This window comes from Nocardia acididurans, from assembly GCF_016741815.1.
GTDB lineage: Bacteria > Actinomycetota > Actinomycetes > Mycobacteriales > Mycobacteriaceae > Nocardia > Nocardia acididurans.
Genome location: NZ_JAERRJ010000002.1, coordinates 557524 through 579985, shown reverse-complemented (window position 1 = coordinate 579985; position 22462 = coordinate 557524). Strand labels below are relative to the sequence as shown.

The window sequence follows — 22462 nt, the reverse complement described above, 5'->3', positions numbered from 1 at the left end:
ATGCAACCACTCACCGGCCACCGCGTTACCGCGACGGGCACACATCCCTACGACTACTACTACCGGCCCGGTATGGCACTGCGCCCGGCCCCGCCGCGCGCCGTGGCCTCCGAGCTGTGGTTCGAGCCGCGCAGAGCCATGCTCTCGCCGTGGCTCGACGTGCGGCGGGAACCGGTCGACACCCCGCGCACCCGGCTCATGGCCGACCACCTGTGGCAGGGCGACGAACCGATGGACGCGCTGGTCGCCGCCTTCCGGCGGATGGGCTCCGCGGGCGGTCGGCGCATGCTGGACCGGGCGCTGTGCCACGGTATCGACAGTGTCGAGGAGCCGCTGCCCGAACTGGTGAATCTCTTTGCCCGGCTGGACAATCCGCCGGGCTGGTACGACGCGGACGAGTGGGAGCACGGCCGCCGGCTGTGGATCAATGTCTCGACCGCAGGGAAGATGGCCATGGGCGTACAGGACTTCATGGGCACCTTCGTCGGGGCGGAAGTGGCCTCGGCGGTGGGGCAGACCGGGCGCTTCGTCAAGGATCCGTACCGGCGCAACCTCGAATCCGCCGTCTGGTTCGGCAGTGTCACCGCGCCCCGCGCGCTCGAGCGCGGCAACCCGATCTTCCACGACACCGTGCGGGTGCGCTACATGCACGCGCAGGTGCGTGCCATGCTCCGCAGGGCCTGGGGTGACGAGCATTTCGCGCAGCACGGCAATCCGATCTCCAACGCCACCACCATGGGTGCGGCCGTCACCTTCGGGCTCTCACCCATCTGTTTCGACCATGTCCACGGACGGCGTTGCAGTACAGCGCAACTCGATGCCGTGATGCACTACTGGGCCTACATCGCCTATGTCTTCGGTGTCGCGGAGGAACTCATCCCGCGTTCGGCCTCCGAGGGGTTCGAGATGGCCGACTACATGGTGGCCACCGCCGGTGTGGCTCCGGCCTGGACCGCCACCATGGCCGGGGCCGCCACTCGCCGCTTCACCAATGCGGGACTGCGCGGCCGCGCCGAAATCGCCGCCACCGCACCACTGCTGGGAGTCCTCTCCTACTACAGCAGCACGCCCCTGGTGCGAACCCTGCTGGCGGACACCCCATTACGCGCGGTGCCGACCCAGCCGTGGTCGGCTCTCACCGGTCTGGCGGCCACCACGGCGGTCCGCCTGCGCCGGATCGACGACCATCTGCCCGGTGCGCGCCGGCGCATGATCCGCCGTGCCCGTCGCCTGGATCCCTTCTGGCACCGCAATATTCGGGTGGCCCGCTATCTGGGAGCCCGCGCCGGTATCAAGGGCACGCCCTTCGACCACCACGATGTCTCCGCCGACGGCGCGCCCTGCCCTATCCGCTCGCCCCGGCCAGGCTCAGATACACCACCATCAGCGTGAAGAGGAACCATCCCGCGCCCTGCCAGATCGGCCACGGCTTCCCGTCGCGCCACTGCCGATAGGTGATCACGAAGGCCCCGATCCCTCCGAACAACAGCATCAACCCCGGCCCCAACCCCACCACCAGCCGCGACACGGTATCGCACCGCATGTTCTCCGCATCCAGGCACTGCGGTCGCGCCGCCGCCCACACCAGTGCCACCGCCATCGCGATCCCGGTCAGCACGATCACCGCCAGCACATACCGGGCCGCCCGCCGCAGGGTCGGCGGATCATTCCATCGTTTCTCCACGTCGTTCACCATCACCCCACCTCCTCGTGGCGGAAGTACCCGGTCGAGCCGATACAAACATCATGACCGGTTCGCCGACTCCCGAGGCACCGGCAGCGCACCCGTCGCAGGGTGAAATCGCCTGGAGATCTGCCGGATCTCATGTCAGCATCGGCTGATGCCGCACCTGATCCACGTTCTTCCGGCCTTCCTGCTCGCCTGTCTCGTGCTGGCTGCCATACCCGGGCCCGCTACCGCGCTGTTTCTGCAGCGCTCGGTGCGCGACGGACGGGCCGCGGGTCTGGCGGCGGTGGCCGGGAACGAGATCGGCGTCTTCTGCTGGACCCTCGCGGGTGGTGCGGGCCTGTCCGCGCTGTTGATCGCCAATCACGTCCTGAGCGTCGCCGTCCACATCCTCGGCGCGGTGGTGCTCATCTGGCTGGGTGTCCAAGCCTGGCGCGGTTCCCGCCGCGACGACGCGTTCGGCACCGCGCTCACCGCCGCCCTGCCCGGTGGCCGCACCCCCGCGGCCGCCTTCCGCGCCTCGCTGATCTCGATAGCCGCCAACCCGAAAGCGGCCGTCTTCGGGCTCACCATCCTGCCGCAGTTCCTGCCGTCGCAGGGACCGGTCCTCCCGACCGTGCTCGCCCTCGCCCTCATCCAGCTGGTGATCGACACCGCCTGGTGTGTCGGCATCGTCCTGGCAGCAGACCGGGCCGGAAACTGGCTGCGCCGCACCGGAATCCGGCAACGCGTCGAACGCGCCCTGGCAGCGATCCTGATCGGCCTCGGTATCGGCCTCGCCGCCGAGGCCCGCTGATACCGCGCCCCGGGTGCCCGTGCCGAATCGCGGTCGCGGGCGCACGCGCTGGTGCCGGCGCGACGTGGGCTAGGCGTGGGCTGCGGCGTCGGGGGTGAGGAAGTCCTGGCCGCCCACGTAGACGGTGTGGCCGGGGGCGTTTGCGGCGGTGGTGGCGTCGGCGACGGCGCTGGCGAATTCTTCGACGGTGGGGAGGTCGCCCTGGTCGCGGCGGGTGGTGACGGCGTCGGGGTCGCGGCGTTCGAGGAGGCGGACGATGATGGTGCCGTCGATCATGTCTCCGGAGACCACGGTGAAAGACAGTGCGCGGGTGGTGAATTCGGGGATCATGGCGCGCAGGGCGTCCTCGCCGGCGCGTTTGCTGGCGGCGATGGGTTCGTAGCCGGTGGGGGCCGGGCGGGTGGGGGAGAAGTGGGCCTGGTGGCTGGTGACGAAGACGATGTGGCCGCCCGGGGGTAGGTGGGGCAGGGCGAGGGTGGTCAGGTGGGTCTGGGCGTCGCGGTTGAGGAGCATGGCGTAGTCGGGGGCGGCGTCGCGTTCCAGGCCGCCGGAGGCATTGAGGATCAGGACATCCAGGCGGCCGAAGTCGGCGGCGATGCCGTCGACGAGGGCGCGGGCGCTGCCGGGATCGGCGATATCCGCGCCCGCGATGGAGGCGCTGCCGCCGGCGGCGGAGATCTCGGCGGCCAGGGTTTCGGCGCGCTTGCGTTTCTCCCGGTAGTTGATGACGACGTGGTCGCCGCGGGCGGCGAGGACGCGCGCGGTTTCCGCGCCGATGCCGCGAGATGCGCCGGTGATCAACACGATTCGCCGGGCGGTGGTCGCGCCGGATTCGTCTGTCGTGGTCATTCGGGAACTCCACCCTGGTGAGTGCTTCTGATTTAGAACCAATATGGTGGTTCGAAATGAGAAGCGCAAACCAGCCGCGGTCGACGGGCCGCGCGGACTCGTCGGCCGCCCCGGCGTTTGCCGCCATGGACCTGCTCGGGCAGCGCTGGATGCTGCGCATCGTCTGGGAGCTCGGGGCCGGCCCGCTCGGCTTCCTGGAACTGCGCCGGCGCATGGGCAACTGCTCGTCGAGCATGCTCTCGGTGCGGCTGCAGCGCCTCGTCGAAGCCGGAGTGCTGCGCAAGAACCCCGACAAGTCGTATGAAATGACCACGGCGGGAAGGGAACTCGGGGCGGCGCTGGCATCGGTATGGCAGTGGTCGCAGCGCTGGGCCACGGATCTGGAGCGCGCCGGAGCCGACGGCGACGACGCGTAGGAACGGTATGAAACGCACACTGCTCATCGGCTCGGCGCTCACCCTGGTCGTACTCCTCGTGACCGCGGTGGGCCTCTACGTCCTCATGAACTCGCGCACCTACCAGGTCGCCGGCCGCATCGTGGCGCGCGTGCAGACCGAGGAGAAGGTCGTGGCCCTCACCCTCGACGACGGCCCCACCGAACGCACCCCGCAGATTCTGCGGGCCCTCGCCGACGCCGAAATCCCGGCCACCTTCTATCTGATCGGCAGCGAGTTGGCGGCCCATCCCGCGCAGGGTGTGGCGATTGCGAAGGCCGGACACGAGATCGGCAATCACACCTACCACCATCGCCGCATGGTGCTGGTCGGCCCCGCGACTGTGCGGGACGAGGTCGAGCGCTGTGATGCCGAGATCGCCCGGACCGGCTATCAGGGCCCGATCACCTTCCGCCCGCCCAATGGCAAGAAGCTCTTCGGGCTACCCCGTTACCTGGAGAGACACGATCGGACCACGATCACGTGGGATGTGGAACCCGATTCCGGCAAAACCGCCACCGCGGACGAAATCGTGGCCGAGACACTGGCGAAAGTCCGGCCCGGATCGATCATTCTGCTGCATGCCATGTATGCCTCGGGTGAGCCCTCGCTCGCTGCGATTCCCCGCATCGTGGCCGGATTACGGGCGGAAGGCTATCGCTTCGTCACGGTCTCCCGTTTACTCGAAGCCAAGTGAGAATAAGCGCATAGCCGGAGACTTGTGCGGTTGATCCAACAACCACATACACTGTCTGGGACGTAGTACAAATTCTGTGGAGAGGTGACTCACGATGGGAGACCGGACGGTCGTCGCCGACGTAGCCGATGAGTTGGCACGTCGTGTGGCATCCGGGCAGTACGCGCCCGGCGGGCTGATGCCGTCCGTCCGTCAGGTCGCCGACGAGTTCGAGCTCAATCGCGCCACGGCGCAATTGATTCTGGGCCGCCTGGAGTCCTACGGATTCGTGGACGCGTATCGCGGCAAGGGTTTCGTGATTCGCGATGTGCGCTCCGAGGGCGGCGTGGACGTGTATCGGCGACTGTTCCGGTTGTCCATGCCCGCACCCGAGATCGCGATGGAGATGTTCTCCAATATCGTCGACGAGGAGCGCGGTATCGCGCTCGAGGCGCTGCTCGCCTATACCGCCGGTGCGCGCGGCGGCGAGGTGGCCGAGCTCAAGGCCGATATCGACGAGCTGGAATCGCTGGCACGCAGCACCGCTCCCGATCCGCATCGGATGCTGCGGATCGAACTGGGCCTGCTGCGCAAACTGCTGACGGCACTCGGACATTCGGTACAGCGCGCGGTGCTGAACTCCATCGGTGAGATGGTGCTCGAGGTGCCGGAGGCGGTGGACGCGTATTTCGCGGCCTCGCCGGATCTGCATGTGCTGGTGTGGCGCGCGCTGGTCGCGGTCTGGGAGTCGGACGGCGGTCCGAGTCAGGCGCAGCTGGCGCTGTTCGAGGATCTGTTCGGCATGTATCACCAGAAGGTGATCGCGCGGTTCGGTGAGCTGATCGGTATCGAGGAACTCGACGAGACGGCCCCGCACGCGGCTACGGCCTGAGCTTCGAATCCTGTTGCGAGGCAAGCCGACCGGTCGGTACTAAGCCTGACCGGTCAGCCCGGCTATACACCGATCGCGGCATTCATGATGGTTCCGGCGCTCGTGGCGATGATGCCGCCGACGAGCGCACCGGCCACCTGCTTGGGTGACTGCAGCGGGCCGCCGCTCCACTTCTCCCAGGCGAAGCGTCCACCGGCGTAGATGATGGCGAGAGTGCCCGATAGCAGGACGAACCAGGTGAAGTAGCGGACCAGCCGGAGCAGCTTGTCCGCCACCGGCGGCGTCTCCGGATCTGGATTGAAGACCTGGGCCAGCAGATCGTTCGCGGCGATAGTGGCATCGATAATCATCTCGGCGCTCTTCCCACGGGATGGCGTATTCCTCTACCGGGGTACCCGCCTGGAGCGGTGGCGCGCAAGGAAATCGGCGGCGACGTTGCGGACGTTGGGTACGGCGCCGTGTCCGGTGGGCGACACGGACACGGCGCCGAGCTCTCAGTCGACGTCGTTGTCCGCGGACAGGTAGGCGACGGCGGCTAGATACTGCCGGCAGGCGAAGTGCTGATCGTGCGCACGCAAGATGGTGCGGGCCCGGCGATAGTTGAGATTGCGCGGCTCGACGTCGCAGTCACCGGTGGTATCGGTACAGGGGGCGAGCATCTGTGTCATTGGATGCCTCTGGCCGGAGATGGATGAGTGCACCGAGTTTATGGCTGTGAATCGTGCAGATGCAAGTGCATCTGCACGGTCGATCCGACGTGTCGGAGAGGCCATTTCCCCGGGGCGAGCTGGGTTTCGTCCTATTCGGTGCAATTGGGACGTCAGAGGCCACCCGTCCCAGTCACGTGACGCTACAGGATTCGCCGATAGTTGGCTCCCGGTTGAGCAAACCCGCTGGTCGAGGCGAAAGAACAATACCTACCGGTACGAAATGTCCGGAAAGATTTGCAGATTCGCAGCACAGATCTGCGCACCAAGATCAATGCTGTTGTGTTGCAAAGGATATGCAGGATTCCGGGGATCGATGCGGGGCTACCTACGTGCTATCGTTCATGTTGCGGTTGCAACTGTAAGAACATCTGCAGGAACATTTGCAAGTACCTGGACCACCGTCTGCGGGCGGTACTGGCAAGGAGTCTGAAATGACTGAGATATCGGCAACCCGGATCGACCGTTCGGAACTGGCTTGGCGTAAGAGCACTTTCAGCAATCCCAGTGGTAACTGCGTCGAAGTGGCGCCGATGGCCGACGGCCAGGTGGCCATGCGCAACTCGCGGGATCCGGAAGGTTCGGTCCTGATCTACACCCGCCCCGAAATCGATGCATTCCTGCGTGGCGCCAAGAGCGGAGAGTTCGACGATCTCGCCATCTGAGCGGTAGCATTGGCAATCGGCGCGGTGGTTCGCGACGTGCGGTTGTTGTGGTACCACTGCCGGCAAACCGAGCATCGGAGTGGACCCTCATGATCGCAGACCCTGTTGCCCACGGTCGGGCGGATCTCGCTGTCGCCGAACGTGGCCCGACTGCACTGCGGATCGCAGTAGGCAGTCAGCTACGGAAGTTGCGGGAAGAACGGAATATCACCAGGGAAGCCGCAGGTGAACACATCCGCGGATCCCATGCCAAGATCAGTCGCCTGGAACTCGGGCGTACCGGATTCAAGGAGCGCGATATCCGGGATCTGTTGACGCTGTACGGCGTTGACGATCCCGGCGAGCGCGAGAAGATCCTCGAACTGGTACGCAAGGCCAATCAACCGGGTTGGTGGCATCAGTTCAGCGACCTCCTGCCCGATTGGTTCCAGACCTACCTAGGGCTCGAGCACGCGGCCAAATCCATTCGTACCTACGAAGGTCAGTTGATCCCGGGTCTGCTGCAGACTCCGGATTACGCGCGTTCCATTGTCGCGTTGGGGCACGACGCGGACAGTGAGCGGCGCGTGTCGCTGCGCCGACGCCGGCAGGAATTGCTGACTCGTGAAGGCGCACCGAGCTTCTGGGCCGTACTCGACGAGGCGGTGCTGCACCGTCCTATCGGTGGCGCGGTGGTCTTGCGCGCGCAGATCGAGCATTTGATCGACATGTCGCTGCTACCCAATGTCACCATTCAGGTGCTGCCGTTCTCGGCGGGTGGCCATGCGGCGGCGGGGAGTTCGTTCACCATGCTGCGATTCGCCGAGCCCGAACTGCCCGACATCGTCTATCTGGAGCAGCTGACGAGCGCGCTGTACCTGGATCGCCGCCAGGATCTGGAGCTCTACCGCCAGGTCATGGATCAGCTGAGCGTCCAGGCCGAGCCGCCGGAGCGCGCTCGCGCGAAGTTGAAGGAGATCGCCGCGGGGCTGTGAGCCGCAGCGTCGCCCTCGGGGTGACCTGCGGCGCTTCGCCATGTCACGAGGGCTCAAATTAGCAGTGCTGTAATCGAATTCGAGAAGATGGTGCCGATCCGCGCCGAAGAATGGTGGCTGATCGCACCGCAACCGAAAGGGCCGCCGCAGTGGAACGGCGGCCTTCGGCGTTGGATACCTACTGCCGAATGAAGCTCGAGGCGATTCGCCAGAACGCCTCGGGCTGCATCATGTGTAGATCCCAATCGTTCACCATGGCATGTGCGGTGGTGACGATCCTTTCGATATCGAAATCATACCGAGTGGCCGCTCCAGTGGATTCGACCTGGCGGATTACGAAAGCGGTTGCCGTCTCTCGCGAATAGGTTTGGTCCGGCTGGTTTCTGTCGGCAAACCCGAGTCGGCTGAGGTTGATTGGCTGGTTCATTCGAACGCCCCTGACGCCAGGCCGACGGCAAACCGATGGCGTGGAATCGCCGGTGATTCACCATTCGGCGCTCTGGTTGTCCCCTATTGGTGCCTTGCACGACGAGTCTATGACCGTGCTGTGCGCAGATGCAAGTACATCTGCAACCTCGAATATGTAGGGAGACCAGGGATTTCAGGATGCCAAAAGTTTGCGCGGCGCCCCCGTAAGAGGCGCCGCGCAGGATCTCGCGGAGCTATTTCGGAACCAGAATCCCGGTGAGATCCGCTTCCTTGATCGGCGTTTCGGGATTGGCCTGCGCTTCACACATCAGACGGATGGTCAGGATGGCCGCGTCGACGGTATCGGCGGCAGGCTCGGTGGTGGTGTTCTGCTCCTGTTCCAGGAATTTGCGGACGGTTACGCGCTGCTTTTCGGAGTCCTGCTGAATGAATTCACTGCAGGGAGTGTCGCCACCCTTGTTGACGATCTCCTCGGCCTTGTCGCACCCCGGAAGCAGCGCCAGCGCGACGGCGAGCGGCACCGCAGCCGCCATGGACCGAACGGACACCCGTATGCCGGCCATGTCAGAACCCCACCAGGCCGTCGGCCAGCTCGTCGATCTGCAAGGCCTGCAGCGCATCCTGCCGCACATCCGGACACTGCGCGGTGGTCACCTGATCGACCACCTCCTTGTCGCGCACAATGGCCGCGTTGATGCCGTTGTTGCGCGCGGCCCAGTTCTGCACCGTTCCGTTGAACGCCACCTTGCCCAGTGCGACCCCCTGATCACGCCAGGTGGCGATTTCCGGGCGGATCATGTCGCACAGCTGCTGCGCGGCCTCGGTGGAGATGGTCGGTGCGCCCTCGGACGTCACCACGCCGGAGCCGTCTCCGGTGGGAGTGGTTCCGGGAACCGTGGTTTCGGTGCTGTTGTTGCACGCCGTGGCGAAGAGCAAACCCGCCGCCAGGAGCGCGCCGCCGGTAATTCTCCGGAGCGTCATGAAGTTTCCTTCCGTGCCAAGGTCTCGATGCGACGGTGTTCGAGCACCATCGGTGTTATTCCGGATGACCCGCGGCGCCGGCGGAATTGCCGGGCGCGGCAGCCATCATCGGTGTCCTTTCTCCCGTGTTCGAGCGGGTGATAACGGTCGGATACCCGGCGTTTCACGGGTGAATCACCGGTGGGCGACGACGGGATGCAGGTCATACACCGCATAGGCCGCGTGAATCACCGGCTGCGCGACATTGCGCACCCGGATGCCGCCGGGCGTCGTGCCGCATTCCGTGCCGTGGTGTGCGTGGCCGTGCAGGGCCAGCTGCACCGGATGCGCGTCGATGGCCTCACCGAGCAGATACGAGCCCAGGAACGGGTAGATCTCGCGGGGTTCGCCGTGCAGGGTGTCGCTGACCGGGGAGTAATGCGTGACCGCGACCGTCACATCGGTGTCCAGGCCGGCCAGCGCCGCGTCCAGGGCGGCGGCGAGATCGACGGTGTGCCCGGCGAATTCGCGCATCAGCCGTTCGCCGAAGATGCTCGCGCACTTGCCGGCGAAGCCACCGCCGAACCCCTTGGTGCCCGCCACCCCGAGGGTGAGATCCCCGACGGGGAGCGTGACGGCGCTGCCCTCCAGCACGGTGATGCCGTGGTCGGTGAGCACCCGCGCCACCTGCTCACCCACATCACTGTGATGGTCGTGATTGCCCAGCACGGCCAGCACCGGCACCTCGAGGTCGCTGAACTCCGCGGCCACCACCCGCGCTTCCTCGAGCGTGCCATGCCGGGTCAGATCACCGGTGAGCAGCAGCACATCGGCGCGATCGGCGATCCCGGTCAGCGCGGGCCGCAGCACACCGGCCGAATCCGTGCCCAGATGCACATCGCCCACGGCGGCGATGCGGACATGGGAGTCGGCTGCCGGCGTGTTCAGTGCAGCTCCTCGGGCGCGTGCGGCGGATCGGGTGGCGTGACGCGAACGTCGTTGTGCACCCGCAGTTTCGGCGCCTGCTCGCGGACGACGAGCTCGAGCTGCCGCCGTCGCGCGATACTGGCGACCTCACCGCTGAGCACCACCACATCGCCGCGCAGGGTGACCTGGACGCCGAGTTCGGCGGTGCGCGGATCCTCGGCGAAGGCGCGGCGCAGATTCGCGACCAGATACTGGGGCAGGATCTCCTCGGTACGGTCGGCGGGATTACCGGTCATGGGGTCGGACCTCCGGGTGTCGCTGATTCCGAGATCGTCGAGCAGGCCCAGGAAGGCCCGCGCGTAGGGGGACATCTCCGTTTCCGCGCGCACCTGCCCCCAATCCACCTGCTCGCGCAGGTCCCGGGCGATGTGCAGGAGTTTGGTGAAGTCCAGGCGGTGCGGGTCCAGGACCATGAGACGGTCGACCATGAGATCGGTGCCGCTGATCACCGGGGCCGCGGTGGGGCCGATGCGCATCCAGCTGGCGCGCCCGAGCAATTCGTCGGTGACGGTGCGGTAGTTGGGCCGGAAGATGAGATCCACCAGCGTCTCGCCGTCGTAGACCTTGGTCAGCCAGTCCTCGGCGGGGTCCACCGGCCGCAGTCCGACCTCGGCCAGCACACCTCGGGCATGCTGAGCGTCAGTGGGCTTGACGAAAATATCCACGTCATGGTCCGAGGCCGGACCACCCCGCGCGTACACCGCGCAGCCACCGCCCACGGCGAACGGAACGCCGTTGTCCAGCAGGGCGTTCACCACCCGGGTGAGCGTGTCGAGCAAGCGGTCGATCGTGCGGACCATAACCCGGTCGTACCCGGCGGTGGGGTGGCTAATCACCGGTCGCCGCCCTCGCGCGGATGCCGCAGGACCATGTCGGGGTCGGCGTCGACCGGATCGGACCGCACGACACCGCCCTCCGTGCGGTCGCCGGGGCCGGGGTTCGGTGCGGAGTTCGAGCGGGCGGCCAGGGAACGGGTGGCCGGGCCTTCCAGCAGGCGGCCGTCATGGGCGAAGCGGGAGCCGTGCAGTGGGCAGTCCCAAGTCTTTTCGGCGTCGTTCCAGCGCAGGATGCCGCCCAGGTGCGGGCAGATCGCGGAGACCGCGCAGGTGTGGCCGTCGACCGTGCAGACGGCCGTGGGTTCGAGGCGGCGCAGCTCGACCCGGCCCCGGCCCTGTGCGGGCGGTCCGGAGCGGCGCACGGCATTGCTGATGCCCAGTCCCAGCCAGCCCGTCGAAAGATGCAGTGCCACCGGTGCGTTGGTGCGCACCGCGGCGAGCGGCGCGGACAGGTCACGGACGTTCCAGGTGTCGAACGCGTCCGCGTACTCCGGCGACTTGCCGACGATCCGGCCGACCAGCGTGTGGGCGGCCGCCACCGCGGTGGCCAGACCCCATTTGGCGTAGCCGGTGGCGACCAGCACCTGCTCCTGGCGCGGCAGAAGTGGCCCGGCATAAGGCATTTCACCGATCGGGTAGTAGTCCTGCGCGGACCACCGCAGGATCGGCTCCGCGCCCGGGAACATCTGCCGCGTCCACTCGATCAGCTCGTCGGCATGCTTGCGCGGATGGCTGACCCGGCCCACTTCGTGCCCGTTGCCGCCCACGATCAGCAGATCGCCCGTCACCGCCGGATCACCTGGCGCGGTGCGGGATTCGCCCGGCTGCTCGGAGGGTCCGAGCGGTGTCGTGAGCCTCTCACCGGACGCGGCGGTGGGGTCGAACGGTCTCGTCGGGCTCTCGCCCGACGGCGTGGCACTACCGAGCGGCCCGGCCGGGGAGAGGCTGCCGTCCGGGGCCGGGGTGGCGGTGCCGCGCAGGGTGTCCATCGGGGCATAGCGGATCGAGCGGGTAGGGGAGTCCGCGCTCAGGTACATGCCGCGCGGAATCGGCTGGGGCGCAGTGAAAGCCGCCGCGTACGAGCGCTGGGCGGTGAGCCGCGCGAAGAAGCCGCCGCGGTCGAAGATCGGGGTGCCGGTCGCCAGGATCACCGTGGCGGCGGCCAGATCGCCGTGCGTGGTTTCCAGCAGCCGGACGGTGCCCGCGGTGCGCATGCCGCGCACCCGGGTGCCCTCGAAGATCGGCACGCCGCGCGCGTCGAGATCGCGCGTCAGCGCCGCCACCACGTCGATGATGTCGAGCTGCGCCTGATCGTCGAGTCGCACCGCGCCGTGCAGGGGGAACGGCACGTCGAGGTCGGTGACGAATTCGGTGTCCAGCCCGGCCCGGCGGGTGGCGTCGAGTTCCGCGTGCAGCAGGGGCAGGGCCTGTTCGGTCTGGGCGTAGGTGTAGGCCGGCTCGCGCTGGACGGGGATGTCGTGTTCGGCGCAGTAGCGCAGCAGCCACCGCTGACCGTCACGGTTGGCCTCGAGGTACGCGCGCAGCGTCTGTTCGTTGTGCCGCTTCAGGATTCGGGAGGCGCGCACTCCCTGCAGCAGGCTGATCTTCCCGGTGGTGTTGCCGGTGGTGCCGGAGCCGAGCCGATCGGCCTCGACCACGGCCACCGACGCGCCGTATTCGGACAGCAGCAGCGCGGTCACCAGTCCGGTGAGTCCGCCGCCGACCACGACGATGTCGAAACGCAGGCCCGGCGGCAGCGGCGGCCGGGCGGAGGGCTGGAAATCGTGTAACCACAGTGAGGTCATAGGTTCGGATTGCCGGGCGGACCAGCGGCAAACCCCTCGATTGACCGGGCCTGTCGCGGGTATGACCGTTCGTACGCACGGAAAGGCGACCGATGGAGAATCCCCCGGTCCGTCGCGAGACCGAGACCGAACGACTGGATCGCAACTGGGCCAGCCTGATTCAGGAGACCCGCGTGGTGCAGACCGGTGTACAGCTGCTCACCGGATTCCTGCTCGTCCTGCCCTTCCAGCCGAAATTCGACCTGCTGACCGACCTCATGCGCGGGCTGTACCTGGCGACGGTGGTGGCCTCCATCGCCGCGACGGCCTTCCTGGTCGCTCCGGTTTCCGCGCACCGCATCCTCTTTCGCCGGCACCGCCTCGACCGGGTGGTGCGCGACGCCCACCGGGCCGCCGGTATCGGCCTGACCCTGCTCGGTATCGCGCTCATCGGTGTGGCGGTGCTCATATTCGACGTGGTCGCCGGGCCGCTCGCCGCCGTACTGGCGGGCGGGGGTTTCGCGGTGCTGTTCGCGCTGGTCTGGGTGGTGCAGCCGTGGCGCCAGCGTCCCGGTGATACCGATGCTCAAGAGCCGCAATGAGTTTCGAGCCCCTCGGGTTTCGGTCCGATTGGCGCGGGTACCGCCGGATTGTCAGTCGAACCACCGACACCGTGGAGGTGAATCTCTTGTCCGAGCACGATAAGGGCGGGTTCCGTGAGGGTGCCGAAGGCACCGTGGAAGGCGTCAAGGGCAAGGCCAAGGAAGCCGCGGGCAGCGTCTTCGGCAACGACCAGTTGCGTGAGGAGGGCAGGGCGCAGCAGGATCGCGCCGACCATCAGCGCGATGCCGCCCGCCGCGAGGCCGAGGCCGAGAAGGAGCGCACCCAGGCCGAACTCGAGGAGCAGCGGCAGCGCGCACATCAGCGCGGTCAGAGCTGACCTTCGGGAATGAGCAGAGCATGCGCCCGGCGAGGAATCGCCGGGCGCGTTCTCGCTGTGCTGTGGGATATGCCACCGGCCGCCCACCGGCCCCCGCGTTGAAACAAGTTCTACGGGTGTGTTACGTCTGGGAACAGTGGATTGATCAGCTGGACTGGACAGGAGCCGTGGCCCGTGGTGGACGAAATTCCGGCCTATTTCGATGTGGTGGACGGCGGGTACTACCCGACCCGGTTCGCCAGCAGCCAGTGGTCGGCCGCGCAGGTGGTCGGTCCGGCGCTGTGCGGTCTCATGGCTCGTGAACTGGAACGCGAGCACGCCACCGACGGTTTCGTGCCGGTCCGGCTGACCGTGGACATGTTCAGCGCCGCCCGCTTCGAGCACACCGCCACCCCGACCGTGCGCGTGCGCGACGGCAGGCGCATCCGCGTCGCCGACGTGACCGTGGTGCAGGGCGGCGGCATCGCCGCGCGTGCCTCGGCGGTGCTGCTGCAACCGTCCGAGCAGCCGCCGGGAGAGCTGTGGCAGCGCGAGCACGAGCCGTCCCCGCCGCCGGTGGATATCGCGCCGCCGTCGCGGTCGCCGCGGGTGCCCTACTTCGAGAGCGATGCCTCGCGCACCTGGTCGCAGCTGCCCACCGATCACGAGGACGGCGCGCGCAAGCGCACCTGGCAGCATCCGATCCATGTGGTGACCGGGGAGGAACCGTCCCCCTTCGTGCGCGCCGCACTGGTGGGCGAGGCGACCAGCATGATGACCAACTGGGGTGACAAGGGCATCGGCTTCATCAATACCGATATGACCCTGGCACTGGCCCGGCTGCCCGAGGGGCTCGAGATCGGCGTCGAGGCCGACAGTCACTTCAGTGAGCGGGGTATGGCCGTGGGGGTGGCCACCCTGTTCGACCGGCGCGGGTCCTTCGGTAGCTGCATGGTCACCTCGGTCTCGAACGCGGGCCGTCAGATCAGCAATGCCCAGCTCGACATGGTGATGCGGAAACGTATCTGACACACGGGCACGTCGGCTGAAAGCCAAGTGCGCCTACGCATTTCGGACAGGTTCCGGTACGTCTGTGACAGGCGGCCGGAACCGTGACACAATGTGACCAGGTTGAGACTACAGCCGACCCGGTTCGCGCCCGGGGCCGTTCGCAGAGAGCTGCGATGAGCACGTAGTATCGCCACTTCGTTTTCGCACGAGTGCTTTCGCAAACAGTGCATATCGCATCGGTGCATACCGCGCGCCGTGCCGTGCACAGCGCTCGAATCTCTGATCGGCGACGGGTCTCCGCGTGGGAACTGGATTTTTCCCTCTGGGAGGTTAGTCATGTCCGCAATTGCTGTGCTTCAGCGTGGTGTCGACGGCGACACCAACTCCGTCGGTTCCGCGCCAGGGGACCGAAGTCACCATCCCCCGTCACCGCGGGACCCGGGTTTCGGGTGCACCATCGTGCGTGTCGAAGGGGAGCTGGATGCCGCCGTCTTCCCGGAATTCGCCAAAGCGCTGGATGAGGCAGTGACTTCCAGTTCGCGTGCCGTGGTCGTCGACTTCCGTCAGACCAGGTTCCTCAGCATCGGCAGCGCGCTCGCGCTGCCCGCCGCCAAGGAGGCTGCCGCTGCCGGTGGAGTGGATCTGCGGGTGGTCGCCACCCGTCGTGAGGTCGAGCGCGTCCTCGAAGTAACCGGTGTGCGGCCGTTGTTCTGCCATTTCCGGACGGTACAGGCCGCACTGGAGGCCTGATCTCCGGCTCGGCCGGATGGGGCCGGGATACTCCCGGCCCCATCGATCCGCCTACGGGACACGCGCTCACGGCGGATACTCGTGAGGTGACAACCGGAGGGAATATTTCCTCGAGCGACGCACTGGATCAGGTGATCGGCCCGGGGCGCTCCCAGACCGTCGGCAGCTATCGATTCTGGTTCGCCGACCAGCGCTGGGAGTGGTCCGACGAGGTGGCCGCCATACACGGCTATCTCCCCGGGACCGTGGAACCGACCACCGAACTGCTTCTGGCACACAAACATCCGGAAGATCGCGAACGGGTTGCCACCTCTCTTGCCCGCACCGTGGAGAACGGCGAACCATTCAGCAGCCGGCATCGCATCATCGACACCGATGGCGCGGTGCACCACGTGATCGTGGTGGGTGACCACATGGTCGACGACAAGGACATGGTGGTCGGGGCATCCGGCTACTACATCGATGTAACCGATACGCTCGCCGAACACCGGCAGGAGACGCTCGACGACACGCTGCCCGAACTGTATCGGGCGCGCGCGACGATCGAGCAGGCCAAGGGCGCGCTCATGCTCGTCTACGGCATCAATGCCGAACAGGCCTTCCGGGTGCTGACCTGGCGGTCGCAGGAGACCAACACCAAACTGCGCACGCTCGCGCAGCAGCTCGTGGCCGAGATCTCCGCCATGGGCGGCACGGCGGTGGAGCTCCGCACGCGATTCGATCATCTGCTGTTGACGGTGCATCAGCGGATGCGCCCGGAATGAACCGCGCGGCATAAATATTCGTTCGAGCTGTTTCGGCGCCGACCCGCAGGGTACGCGTCGACTACACAGCTGGGTGCCCTCATCTGGCGAAAGCTCCCGCGATAGGTGGTCGCGGATGAACTGGATGCCCGAGAATGATGCAACGGACGAATGGATCGAACAACGACCGGGCTCGGCGCATTCCGTCTCTGCGGCTCGGCGACGGACAGGCGGAGATACGCATGAGTGAGTGGCTTTCCAAACCAGTCGCGGACACGAGCACGGTCGGTATCCGGGTGCCCGCTGATCTAGGGCAGCTGACCATGCTGCGCGCGCTCGCCGAGACGGTGGCGCTCATCGCCGATTTCGCGCTCGACGAGGTGACCGATATCCGGGTCGCGCTCGACGAGGTCGCGACCGGCCTGATCGTGGCCGCCGCGCCGGGCTCGTGTGTCGACTGCGACTTCGACTTCGACGACGAGCAGATGTCGGTGCGGGTATCCGCCGTCACCGTCGACGACGAGACGTTCGACGAAGACGGGTTCGGATGGCATGTCCTGCAAACCATTACCGAGACCATCCGTGCGCAGCGGCGGCCGTTCGATGCGCTCGCCGGCGGGTACCCCACAGTCATCGAATTCAGTCGCCTGCGAGGTGAAGTCGATGACGGATGAGTCGAAACCGCGCCCGCCCGGGCGATCCCGCAGTCGTGGCGACAGCTACGACAATATCGAACCGATGTTCAAGGAACTGGCCGCGATCGATCCCGCCGACCCGATGCGGGAAATGGTGCGGGAGAAGCTGATCGGCCGGTGCATGCCGCTGGCCGACCATATCGCGCGCCGATTCGCCGGGCGCGGTGAGACTTTCGATGATCTGCTGCAGGTCGCCCGCGTGGGCTTGGTGCAGGCGGTGGACCGCTTCGATGTCACGCGCGGATCGTCGTTCCTGTCCTTCGCGGTGCCCACCATCATGGGCGAGGTGCGCAGGCACTTCCGCGACAATACCTGGGCGGTGCGAGTTCCCCGGCGCACCAAGGAGATTCAGCTCAGTATCGGCGGGGCGATCGACAAGCTCGCGCAGCGGCTGGGCCGCCTGCCCAAGGCGCGCGAACTCGCCGAATACCTGGACGTGGACCTGGTCGAGGTCACGCAGGCGCTGATCGCCGGAAACGCCTATCAGCTCGCCTCCCTCGACGCCGTCACCGGCGACGACAGCGAGAACACGCCGCTGTCGCTCATGGAGGTGCTCGGCGACGTCGAACCCCGCTACGACCGGGTCGACGAATTCCTCGCCGTCAAACCCCTCATCTCCGAACTGCCCGACCGCGAACAGCGCGTGCTGGTGATGCGTTTCTTCGAGGCCAAGACCCAGACCCAGATCGCGGACCAGCTCGGCATCTCACAGATGCACGTCTCCCGCATCCTCTCCAAAACCCTGACCTGGCTTCGCGAACAGGCACTGCGCGACTAGCCGACGACTGGTGGGTGCGCCACCGGAAAAGGGCTCCCGGCATCGCCGGGAGCCCTTCGCTCATGCCGTCGCACGGCCCGCGGTGATCGGATCCGGCGGCAGCGGCGGCACCGGCGGCCGTGGTTCCGGCACCGGCGGTAGCACCGGATCGGGACCGGGCGGCCGGTTCGGGTCCGGGACAGGATCCGGAGCCGGCGGTCGTGCGGGATCGGGCAGCGGCGGCCGCGCGGGGTCGGGCAGCGGCGGCCGCGCGGGGTCGGGGCCGGGCGGCCGGTTGGGGTCCGGAAGTGGTGGGGGACCGGGCGGTTCCGGGAGCGGGGTGGGGCCGGGTGGTTCCGGGAGCGGGGGCTCGGTGGTCGGCTGCATGGGATCTCCTGAATCCTGGTGCCGGAGGCTCAGATCCGGCGGAGTAGCGCGCCCACGCCGTCGGGAAGCGTCAGGCGGCCGTCGACGGGGACGATCTCGGAGTCGCCGGCCAGGGCGGCGGCGGGCAGGGCCTCGTCGGCGCGGCGGATTTCGGCGGCGCCGGTCAATTCGTGTGCGGCGGTGGCCACGTCGAGGTGGGTGTCGCCGACCAGCACCTGGCGGTCGTCGATGGCGGTCGGGTCGATGAGCAGTTGTTCGACAGAGCGTTCGCGCAGGGCGGCGGTCGTTTCGGCGAGGCCGCTGGTGGTCGCGCCCCACGGGCGATCGGCCTCGGTGCGGTAGCGGCGCAGGGTCCACTGGAAATGGGCGTCGGCCGTTTCGGCGATCACCTTGCGCACCGTCGTGCGCATCATTTCGCGCTCGCCGCTGTCGATCTCGACCACGCGCCGCCCGCATACCTCCGGATCGTCGCCGTGCGAATCGGCATCGCCGTCGGTGCCGTAGCGGGCGTCGAGGGCATTGCGCAGCGCGGCGCGCGCCGGGGCGTCACCGGCGAGAATGATGACGGCCGCCGCCACCTGGTCCGCCGTGCGGCACACCTGATCGGCCAATTCGCCGATCCGCCTGCGCATCATGTCGCGGGCGTGCCGTCGCTGCGGGCGGGCCCGCTGCGCATTCGGCGTGACGTCGATTCCGGAGGAGCTCCGATCGCCGTAGCAGTCCATGGCATACAGCCGCGACCCGCTCGCGTACACCTGGACCACCACGTGCGGAACCCGCGGCGTGCGCTGCTCCAGCAGCGGCAGCACGGCGGGCAGCGGCGACACCCGCACCAACTCGCGCGGCGGCGGGGCCGGTAGCTGTTCGTCAACCAGCACGGTGCGGTGATCGGCGAGCAGTGCGCGCCCGGAGCGGCCCGGCGCGGGCGGCCCGGCCGCCACCGCGATTCCGATCGCGCCGATCAGCCCTGCGGAAGCCCCTGCGGCGGAAAGGCTTTCGCGCACCATCCGCAGGCTGGCCTCGAACTGCCGGTCGGCGTCCTCGGTGTCGTGGGAGCTGTCGAAATACACCGAGGCGAACGGTCCGGTCCGGTCGATCAGTTCTCGAAGACTCGTTCTGACCACGAATACCGGATACCCCCGCATCCCGACCGCAATCACCGAGGCCGCGTGTCGTACTGCGGACCGGTCTCGATGTGGCGTCGAACCGACTTCGAAGCGCCGACGCTGCCGTGTCGTAACACGCCGCGGCGTTAGCATCGGCTTGCGCCCGAGATGAGGGGGATCGCTCGACCACTCGAACCACTTCCGCCGTGGGGGTTTTGTGTTTCGTTGTTTGCGAATCATCGCTGCCGCCTTGATGATCGGATGCTCCGCCGCGACCGCCCACGCCCAGCCACAGGACGTGGCCACCGACGAGAGCGCACCCGTCTCCGGCGCCCTGCCCGGCCTCGACCTGCCGGGCTTCCAGCAGTGGCTCGACCAGATCGTGCCGCCGCCGAGCCTGCCGCCCGCGCCCGACACCCCGCTGGTCGACGGTGCGCACCTGAGCCCGGAACTGGCGGCGCTGCGCGCGGCGGCCATGCCGTCGGCCATCGGTGACGGCTTCGTCGACGACTGGCCGGAGAATCTGCCCGACTTCGCGGCGGGCGAGCTCATCGCCTGGCGCGATGTCACCGCGGTGGCCTCGGGTGTGCTGTTCGTGCCGGTGCGGCAGGTGGTGCAGCTCAAGTACCGGACCACGGATTCGGACGGGTCACCGTCGTACGCGATCGCCACGCTGGTGGCGCCGACCGGCGTGTGGGACGGTCCCTGGGGCCGGCCGGTGGTGGTGAACAATCTGCCGATCAACTCGCTCGGGCGGGACTGCAATCCGAGTCATACGCTGGCCCACGGCTTCTCGAACAAGACCAACCTCGCGGACTACATTCCGCCGACCACCCAGCTGGCGCTGCTGCGCGGGTACGCGGTGCTGATTCCCGATCACGAGGGGCCGCGCATGGCCTATGCCGAACCGTTCGTGGCGGGGCACGCCGTGCTGGATTCCATGCGCGCGGTGCGCAATACGCTGCCCGAGGAGTTCGGGGACAGCCGGTTCGGGATGATCGGGTACTCCGGCGGGGCCATCGCCACCAATGGCGCGGTGCGGTTGATGGAGGATTACGCGCCCGAACTGCGGGATGTGGTGGTGGGCGCGGCCATGGGCGGGGTGCCCGCCGACTACGAGATCCTCGCGCGCAGCATGAACGCGAATCTGGCGTCGGGGGTGTTCATGGCGGCCACCTTCGCCATCGGGCGGGAGCGGCCGGAAATTCTGGAGCAGATGAATCATCTGGCGCAGTGGGCGGCGGTGTCGGTCATGAAGGACACCTGCATGGACACCTTCGCACTGTTCGGGCTGCTCCTGCTGCCCATCGACATCGCGGCGACCATCCCCAACCCGCTGCAGAGCGATCTGGCCCGCGACATCTATTCGGTGACGCGCATGGAGGGCCGGAAATCGCCTGTGCCGCTGTACATCTACCACGGGGAGCAGGAGTTCTGGGTGCCGCCCGAAGGCGCGAAGAACCTCTACGCCGAGCAGTGCGCCCTCGGTGCGAACGCGGTGTACCGCAGCGTGCTCGGCGAGCACATCATCGCCGCGTTCATCGGCTACCCGGAATCGCTGCTGTGGCTCGACGCCCGCCTGCGGGGTGAGCCCGCGGCCAGCGAATGCTGAACGCGCGCAATTCTTTCCGGAAACAACCGTGCCCCCGGCCCGTGGGGGCCGGGGGCACGGTCTCTCATCGAGTCACATCGGGAACAGGCTGTGCTTGCGCGGGTTGTGCTTGCGCACCGCGCCCTTGTCGCGCAGCAGCTGCAGCGCCTTGCGGATCTCGAGGCGCGTCGCCGACGGTTCGATGACCGCGTCGATGTAGCCGCGCTCGGCCGCCGTCCACGGCGTGGCCACGGTGGCGTTGTAGAAGTCGATCATGTTCTGCCGCACCGCGGGCCGCTGCTCCTCCGGCGTCGCGGCCAGCTGCTTGCGCCCGACGATGCTGATCATGGACTCCGCGCCCATCACCGCGAGGCGCGCGGTCGGCCATGCCAGGGCGATATCCGCGCCCAGCTGCTTGCAGCCCATGACCGCGTACCCGCCGCCGTACGCCTTGCGCGTCACGATGGTCACGATCGGCGTGGTCGCCTCCAGCAGCGCCCGGAACATCCGTCCGCCACGCTTGATGACGTGGTTGTTCTCCTCCTCGACGCCGGGCAGCACGCCCGGGGTGTCGACGACGTAGATGATCGGCAGGTTGTAGGCGTTGCACAGGCGGATGAAGTACGCGCCCTTGTCCGAGCAGGCCGCGTCGAGCGCGCCGCCCAGGGCCATCGGCTGATTGGCGACCACACCGACCGGGCGGCCGTCGACACGCGCGAACCCGGTGATGAGATTCGGGGAGGTGCCGGGGCTGATCTCGTGGAAGGCGCCGTCGTCGAAGATGCGCAGCAGCACCTCATGCATGTCGTAGCCCATCTTGTCCGAATCCGGAATGAGCTTGTCCAGCTCACGGTCGGAATCGGTGATCTCGGGCTCCAGGCCCGGGTTCACGATCGGCGGCTGCTCGAGGCAGCTCGACGGCAGATACGACAGGTACTCGCGCACCCAGTCGAAAGCCTTCTGCTCGGTCTCGGCCACATGGTGCACGGTGCCCAGGCGCTCGAGGGTCTTCGCACCGCCCAGTTCCTCGGCGGAGATCTCCTCGCCGGTGACGGCCTTGATGACCTCGGGGCCGGTGACGAACATGTACGAATCCTGGGTCGCGACCAGGACGTCCATATTGATCGGGCCGTACACCGAACCGGCCGCGCACTTGCCGAGCATGACCGCCACCATCGGCACGTAGCCCGACAGATCCTCCTGCAGCGAGGTCATATTCGCGTACCAGGCCAGCGAGGTGACGCCGTCCTGAATGCGCGCGCCGCCGGAGTCGTTGACGACCACGACCGGGCAGGCGTTGTTGTAGGCGAATTCCATGGCGATGCGCACCTTGCGGGCGAACACCTCGGAGACCGAACCGCCGTACACGGTCTGGTCGTGCGAGACCACCACCACCGGGCGACCGTCGATATATCCGCGGCCGGTGACCACACCGTCGCCGTACGTCGCGTTCGACACCGCGGACTGGCGCATGAGCGCGCCTAGCTCCACGAAGGTGCCGGGGTCCAAGAGCATGTTCACACGTTCTCGTGCGCTGGGAATGCCCTTCTTGCGACGCTTCTCGATCGCGGCCTCACCGGCCGGTTCTTCGGCGATCTCCAGGAGCTTGCGCAGTTCCGCGAGCTTCTCCTGTGTGCCCGTCATACCTCGGTCTTGCCTTTCACCATCAGGGTTGTGACCCGTACCGGTCACGTGTCGGATACTGGATCGCAGCACCGACCCGCCACGCTACAGGGCGTTGGCGGGGCCGAACCAGCTAACCGTCGGAGACTGTGGCCGGTAACAGCCCACCAACCAGTCGGAAGTGACCATCCGGCCGTACACTTC

Annotated in this window: 28 protein-coding genes; 15 read left to right on the top strand and 13 right to left on the bottom strand. The window is 67.4% G+C overall.

All coding sequences use genetic code 11. From position 1 onward, the window contains the following. Positions 1–1392, top strand: coding sequence for an oxygenase MpaB family protein (locus tag JK358_RS07065; RefSeq protein WP_201944977.1), 1392 nt, complete (start codon positions 1–3; stop codon positions 1390–1392). Here the strand turns inward: JK358_RS07065 and JK358_RS07060 are convergent. Beyond that, a complete protein-coding gene (locus JK358_RS07060) occupies positions 1346–1696 on the bottom strand; it encodes a hypothetical protein (RefSeq protein ID WP_201944976.1) in 351 nt (116 codons plus the stop codon). The genes JK358_RS07065 and JK358_RS07060 overlap by 47 nt on opposite strands. 145 nt (positions 1697–1841) lie before the next feature. On the opposite strand from JK358_RS07060, the gene JK358_RS07055 reads away from it, so the two are divergent. Then, positions 1842–2483, top strand: coding sequence for a LysE family translocator (locus tag JK358_RS07055; protein WP_201944975.1), 642 nt, complete (start codon positions 1842–1844; stop codon positions 2481–2483). Between the two features lie 69 nt (positions 2484–2552). Here JK358_RS07055 and JK358_RS07050 read toward each other — a convergent pair whose 3' ends face one another. Continuing rightward, positions 2553–3332 carry an SDR family oxidoreductase gene (locus JK358_RS07050; protein ID WP_201944974.1) on the bottom strand — a complete coding sequence of 260 codons (780 nt, stop codon included), beginning with the start codon at positions 3330–3332 and terminating at the stop codon, positions 2553–2555. A gap of 56 nt (positions 3333–3388) precedes the next feature. Between JK358_RS07050 and JK358_RS07045 the strand changes: the two genes are divergently transcribed. From JK358_RS07045 to JK358_RS07035, 3 genes are all read left to right on the top strand, one after another. Next, entirely contained in the window at positions 3389–3748 is a 360-nt protein-coding gene (locus JK358_RS07045; protein WP_201944973.1) for a winged helix-turn-helix transcriptional regulator, read from the top strand. Between the two features lie 7 nt (positions 3749–3755). Further along, a complete protein-coding gene (locus JK358_RS07040) occupies positions 3756–4463 on the top strand; it encodes a polysaccharide deacetylase family protein (protein ID WP_201944972.1) in 708 nt (235 codons plus the stop codon). Positions 4464–4557: 94 nt separating this feature from the next. Continuing rightward, positions 4558–5334: a GntR family transcriptional regulator gene (locus JK358_RS07035; protein WP_201944971.1), complete on the top strand. Its 777-nt coding sequence runs from the start codon at positions 4558–4560 to the stop codon at positions 5332–5334. A 62-nt stretch (positions 5335–5396) separates the two neighbouring features. Here JK358_RS07035 and JK358_RS07030 read toward each other — a convergent pair whose 3' ends face one another. Together JK358_RS07030 and JK358_RS07025 are read right to left on the bottom strand one after the other, a co-directional pair. Then, a complete protein-coding gene (locus tag JK358_RS07030; protein ID WP_201944970.1) occupies positions 5397–5684 on the bottom strand; it encodes a hypothetical protein in 288 nt (95 codons plus the stop codon). Positions 5685–5828: 144 nt separating this feature from the next. Continuing rightward, positions 5829–5993, bottom strand: a complete 165-nt coding sequence (locus JK358_RS07025) for a hypothetical protein (protein WP_201944969.1) — start codon at positions 5991–5993, stop codon at positions 5829–5831. Between the two features lie 482 nt (positions 5994–6475). Here JK358_RS07025 and JK358_RS07020 point away from each other — a divergent pair, with 482 nt between their 5' ends. Together JK358_RS07020 and JK358_RS07015 are read left to right on the top strand one after the other, a co-directional pair. Further along, positions 6476–6706, top strand: a complete 231-nt coding sequence (locus JK358_RS07020; protein ID WP_201944968.1) for a DUF397 domain-containing protein — start codon at positions 6476–6478, stop codon at positions 6704–6706. A gap of 89 nt (positions 6707–6795) precedes the next feature. Next, the gene (locus tag JK358_RS07015) at positions 6796–7680 is read left to right on the top strand and encodes a Sco1979 family transcriptional regulator (RefSeq protein ID WP_201944967.1); all 885 of its coding nucleotides are present in this window, start codon (positions 6796–6798) and stop codon (positions 7678–7680) included. Between the two features lie 178 nt (positions 7681–7858). On the opposite strand, the gene JK358_RS07010 is transcribed toward JK358_RS07015, so the two are convergent. The 6 genes from JK358_RS07010 to JK358_RS06985 form a co-directional block, all read right to left on the bottom strand. Then, positions 7859–8107: a hypothetical protein gene (locus tag JK358_RS07010; protein ID WP_181578867.1), complete on the bottom strand. Its 249-nt coding sequence runs from the start codon at positions 8105–8107 to the stop codon at positions 7859–7861. Positions 8108–8342: 235 nt separating this feature from the next. After that, on the bottom strand, positions 8343–8672 hold the full coding sequence (locus tag JK358_RS07005; protein WP_232850836.1) for a hypothetical protein: 330 nt from the start codon (positions 8670–8672) through the stop codon (positions 8343–8345). Position 8673: 1 nt separating this feature from the next. Beyond that, positions 8674–9090, bottom strand: a complete 417-nt coding sequence (locus JK358_RS07000; RefSeq protein WP_232850835.1) for a hypothetical protein — start codon at positions 9088–9090, stop codon at positions 8674–8676. Positions 9091–9264: 174 nt separating this feature from the next. Continuing rightward, positions 9265–9975: a metallophosphoesterase family protein gene (locus tag JK358_RS06995; RefSeq protein ID WP_307817355.1), complete on the bottom strand. Its 711-nt coding sequence runs from the start codon at positions 9973–9975 to the stop codon at positions 9265–9267. 38 nt (positions 9976–10013) lie between these two features. Further along, a complete protein-coding gene (locus JK358_RS06990; RefSeq protein ID WP_201944966.1) occupies positions 10014–10856 on the bottom strand; it encodes a BON domain-containing protein in 843 nt (280 codons plus the stop codon). A 32-nt stretch (positions 10857–10888) separates the two neighbouring features. Then, positions 10889–12697, bottom strand: a complete 1809-nt coding sequence (locus JK358_RS06985) for an FAD-dependent oxidoreductase (RefSeq protein ID WP_201944965.1) — start codon at positions 12695–12697, stop codon at positions 10889–10891. Between the two features lie 92 nt (positions 12698–12789). Between JK358_RS06985 and JK358_RS06980 the strand changes: the two genes are divergently transcribed. The 7 genes from JK358_RS06980 to JK358_RS06950 all read left to right on the top strand — a co-directional run bounded on the left by JK358_RS06980 (position 12790) and on the right by JK358_RS06950 (position 17572). After that, positions 12790–13278, top strand: a complete 489-nt coding sequence (locus JK358_RS06980) for a DUF6328 family protein (RefSeq protein WP_201944964.1) — start codon at positions 12790–12792, stop codon at positions 13276–13278. 86 nt (positions 13279–13364) lie between these two features. Next, positions 13365–13616 (top strand): microaggregate-binding protein 1, encoded by a 252-nt coding sequence (gene mbp1 / locus JK358_RS06975; protein ID WP_201944963.1) that lies wholly within the window; start codon positions 13365–13367, stop codon positions 13614–13616. 174 nt (positions 13617–13790) lie between these two features. Next, complete coding sequence (locus JK358_RS06970) at positions 13791–14624, top strand: acyl-CoA thioesterase domain-containing protein (protein WP_307817354.1); 834 nt, start codon at positions 13791–13793, stop codon at positions 14622–14624. Between the two features lie 441 nt (positions 14625–15065). Then, a complete protein-coding gene (locus tag JK358_RS06965; RefSeq protein WP_201944962.1) occupies positions 15066–15356 on the top strand; it encodes an STAS domain-containing protein in 291 nt (96 codons plus the stop codon). Between the two features lie 86 nt (positions 15357–15442). Continuing rightward, the gene (locus tag JK358_RS06960; RefSeq protein WP_201944961.1) at positions 15443–16120 is read left to right on the top strand and encodes a PAS and ANTAR domain-containing protein; all 678 of its coding nucleotides are present in this window, start codon (positions 15443–15445) and stop codon (positions 16118–16120) included. Between the two features lie 221 nt (positions 16121–16341). Then, complete coding sequence (locus JK358_RS06955) at positions 16342–16773, top strand: ATP-binding protein (protein ID WP_201944960.1); 432 nt, start codon at positions 16342–16344, stop codon at positions 16771–16773. Next, entirely contained in the window at positions 16763–17572 is an 810-nt protein-coding gene (locus tag JK358_RS06950) for a SigB/SigF/SigG family RNA polymerase sigma factor (RefSeq protein ID WP_201944959.1), read from the top strand. The genes JK358_RS06955 and JK358_RS06950 overlap by 11 nt, the downstream gene beginning before the upstream one ends. Before the next feature lie 60 nt (positions 17573–17632). On the opposite strand, the gene JK358_RS06945 is transcribed toward JK358_RS06950, so the two are convergent. Both JK358_RS06945 and JK358_RS06940 read right to left on the bottom strand, forming a co-directional pair. After that, positions 17633–17938 carry a hypothetical protein gene (locus tag JK358_RS06945; protein WP_201944958.1) on the bottom strand — a complete coding sequence of 102 codons (306 nt, stop codon included), beginning with the start codon at positions 17936–17938 and terminating at the stop codon, positions 17633–17635. Between the two features lie 29 nt (positions 17939–17967). After that, positions 17968–19062: a baeRF2 domain-containing protein gene (locus JK358_RS06940; RefSeq protein ID WP_201944957.1), complete on the bottom strand. Its 1095-nt coding sequence runs from the start codon at positions 19060–19062 to the stop codon at positions 17968–17970. 211 nt (positions 19063–19273) lie between these two features. Between JK358_RS06940 and JK358_RS06935 the strand changes: the two genes are divergently transcribed. Then, positions 19274–20656, top strand: coding sequence for a lipase family protein (locus JK358_RS06935; protein ID WP_232850833.1), 1383 nt, complete (start codon positions 19274–19276; stop codon positions 20654–20656). A gap of 72 nt (positions 20657–20728) precedes the next feature. On the opposite strand, the gene JK358_RS06930 is transcribed toward JK358_RS06935, so the two are convergent. Continuing rightward, a complete protein-coding gene (locus JK358_RS06930; protein ID WP_201944956.1) occupies positions 20729–22279 on the bottom strand; it encodes an acyl-CoA carboxylase subunit beta in 1551 nt (516 codons plus the stop codon). Positions 22280–22462: the final 183 nt, after the last annotated feature.

What these genes read in the sequence shown, in the direction of transcription:
- JK358_RS07065 (WP_201944977.1), top strand. Translation starts at nt 1, where the DNA reads ATGCAACCACTCACCGGCCACCGCGTTACCGCGACGGGCACACATCCC.
- JK358_RS07060 (WP_201944976.1), bottom strand. Translation starts at nt 1,696, where the DNA reads ATGGTGAACGACGTGGAGAAACGATGGAATGATCCGCCGACCCTGCGG.
- JK358_RS07055 (WP_201944975.1), top strand. Translation starts at nt 1,842, where the DNA reads ATGCCGCACCTGATCCACGTTCTTCCGGCCTTCCTGCTCGCCTGTCTC.
- JK358_RS07050 (WP_201944974.1), bottom strand. Translation starts at nt 3,332, where the DNA reads ATGACCACGACAGACGAATCCGGCGCGACCACCGCCCGGCGAATCGTG.
- JK358_RS07045 (WP_201944973.1), top strand. Translation starts at nt 3,389, where the DNA reads ATGAGAAGCGCAAACCAGCCGCGGTCGACGGGCCGCGCGGACTCGTCG.
- JK358_RS07040 (WP_201944972.1), top strand. Translation starts at nt 3,756, where the DNA reads ATGAAACGCACACTGCTCATCGGCTCGGCGCTCACCCTGGTCGTACTC.
- JK358_RS07035 (WP_201944971.1), top strand. Translation starts at nt 4,558, where the DNA reads ATGGGAGACCGGACGGTCGTCGCCGACGTAGCCGATGAGTTGGCACGT.
- JK358_RS07030 (WP_201944970.1), bottom strand. Translation starts at nt 5,684, where the DNA reads ATGATTATCGATGCCACTATCGCCGCGAACGATCTGCTGGCCCAGGTC.
- JK358_RS07025 (WP_201944969.1), bottom strand. Translation starts at nt 5,993, where the DNA reads ATGCTCGCCCCCTGTACCGATACCACCGGTGACTGCGACGTCGAGCCG.
- JK358_RS07020 (WP_201944968.1), top strand. Translation starts at nt 6,476, where the DNA reads ATGACTGAGATATCGGCAACCCGGATCGACCGTTCGGAACTGGCTTGG.
- JK358_RS07015 (WP_201944967.1), top strand. Translation starts at nt 6,796, where the DNA reads ATGATCGCAGACCCTGTTGCCCACGGTCGGGCGGATCTCGCTGTCGCC.
- JK358_RS07010 (WP_181578867.1), bottom strand. Translation starts at nt 8,107, where the DNA reads ATGAACCAGCCAATCAACCTCAGCCGACTCGGGTTTGCCGACAGAAAC.
- JK358_RS07005 (WP_232850836.1), bottom strand. Translation starts at nt 8,672, where the DNA reads ATGGCCGGCATACGGGTGTCCGTTCGGTCCATGGCGGCTGCGGTGCCG.
- JK358_RS07000 (WP_232850835.1), bottom strand. Translation starts at nt 9,090, where the DNA reads ATGACGCTCCGGAGAATTACCGGCGGCGCGCTCCTGGCGGCGGGTTTG.
- JK358_RS06990 (WP_201944966.1), bottom strand. Translation starts at nt 10,856, where the DNA reads ATGGTCCGCACGATCGACCGCTTGCTCGACACGCTCACCCGGGTGGTG.
- JK358_RS06985 (WP_201944965.1), bottom strand. Translation starts at nt 12,697, where the DNA reads ATGACCTCACTGTGGTTACACGATTTCCAGCCCTCCGCCCGGCCGCCG.
- JK358_RS06980 (WP_201944964.1), top strand. Translation starts at nt 12,790, where the DNA reads ATGGAGAATCCCCCGGTCCGTCGCGAGACCGAGACCGAACGACTGGAT.
- JK358_RS06955 (WP_201944960.1), top strand. Translation starts at nt 16,342, where the DNA reads ATGAGTGAGTGGCTTTCCAAACCAGTCGCGGACACGAGCACGGTCGGT.
- JK358_RS06950 (WP_201944959.1), top strand. Translation starts at nt 16,763, where the DNA reads ATGACGGATGAGTCGAAACCGCGCCCGCCCGGGCGATCCCGCAGTCGT.
- JK358_RS06945 (WP_201944958.1), bottom strand. Translation starts at nt 17,938, where the DNA reads ATGCAGCCGACCACCGAGCCCCCGCTCCCGGAACCACCCGGCCCCACC.
- JK358_RS06930 (WP_201944956.1), bottom strand. Translation starts at nt 22,279, where the DNA reads ATGACGGGCACACAGGAGAAGCTCGCGGAACTGCGCAAGCTCCTGGAG.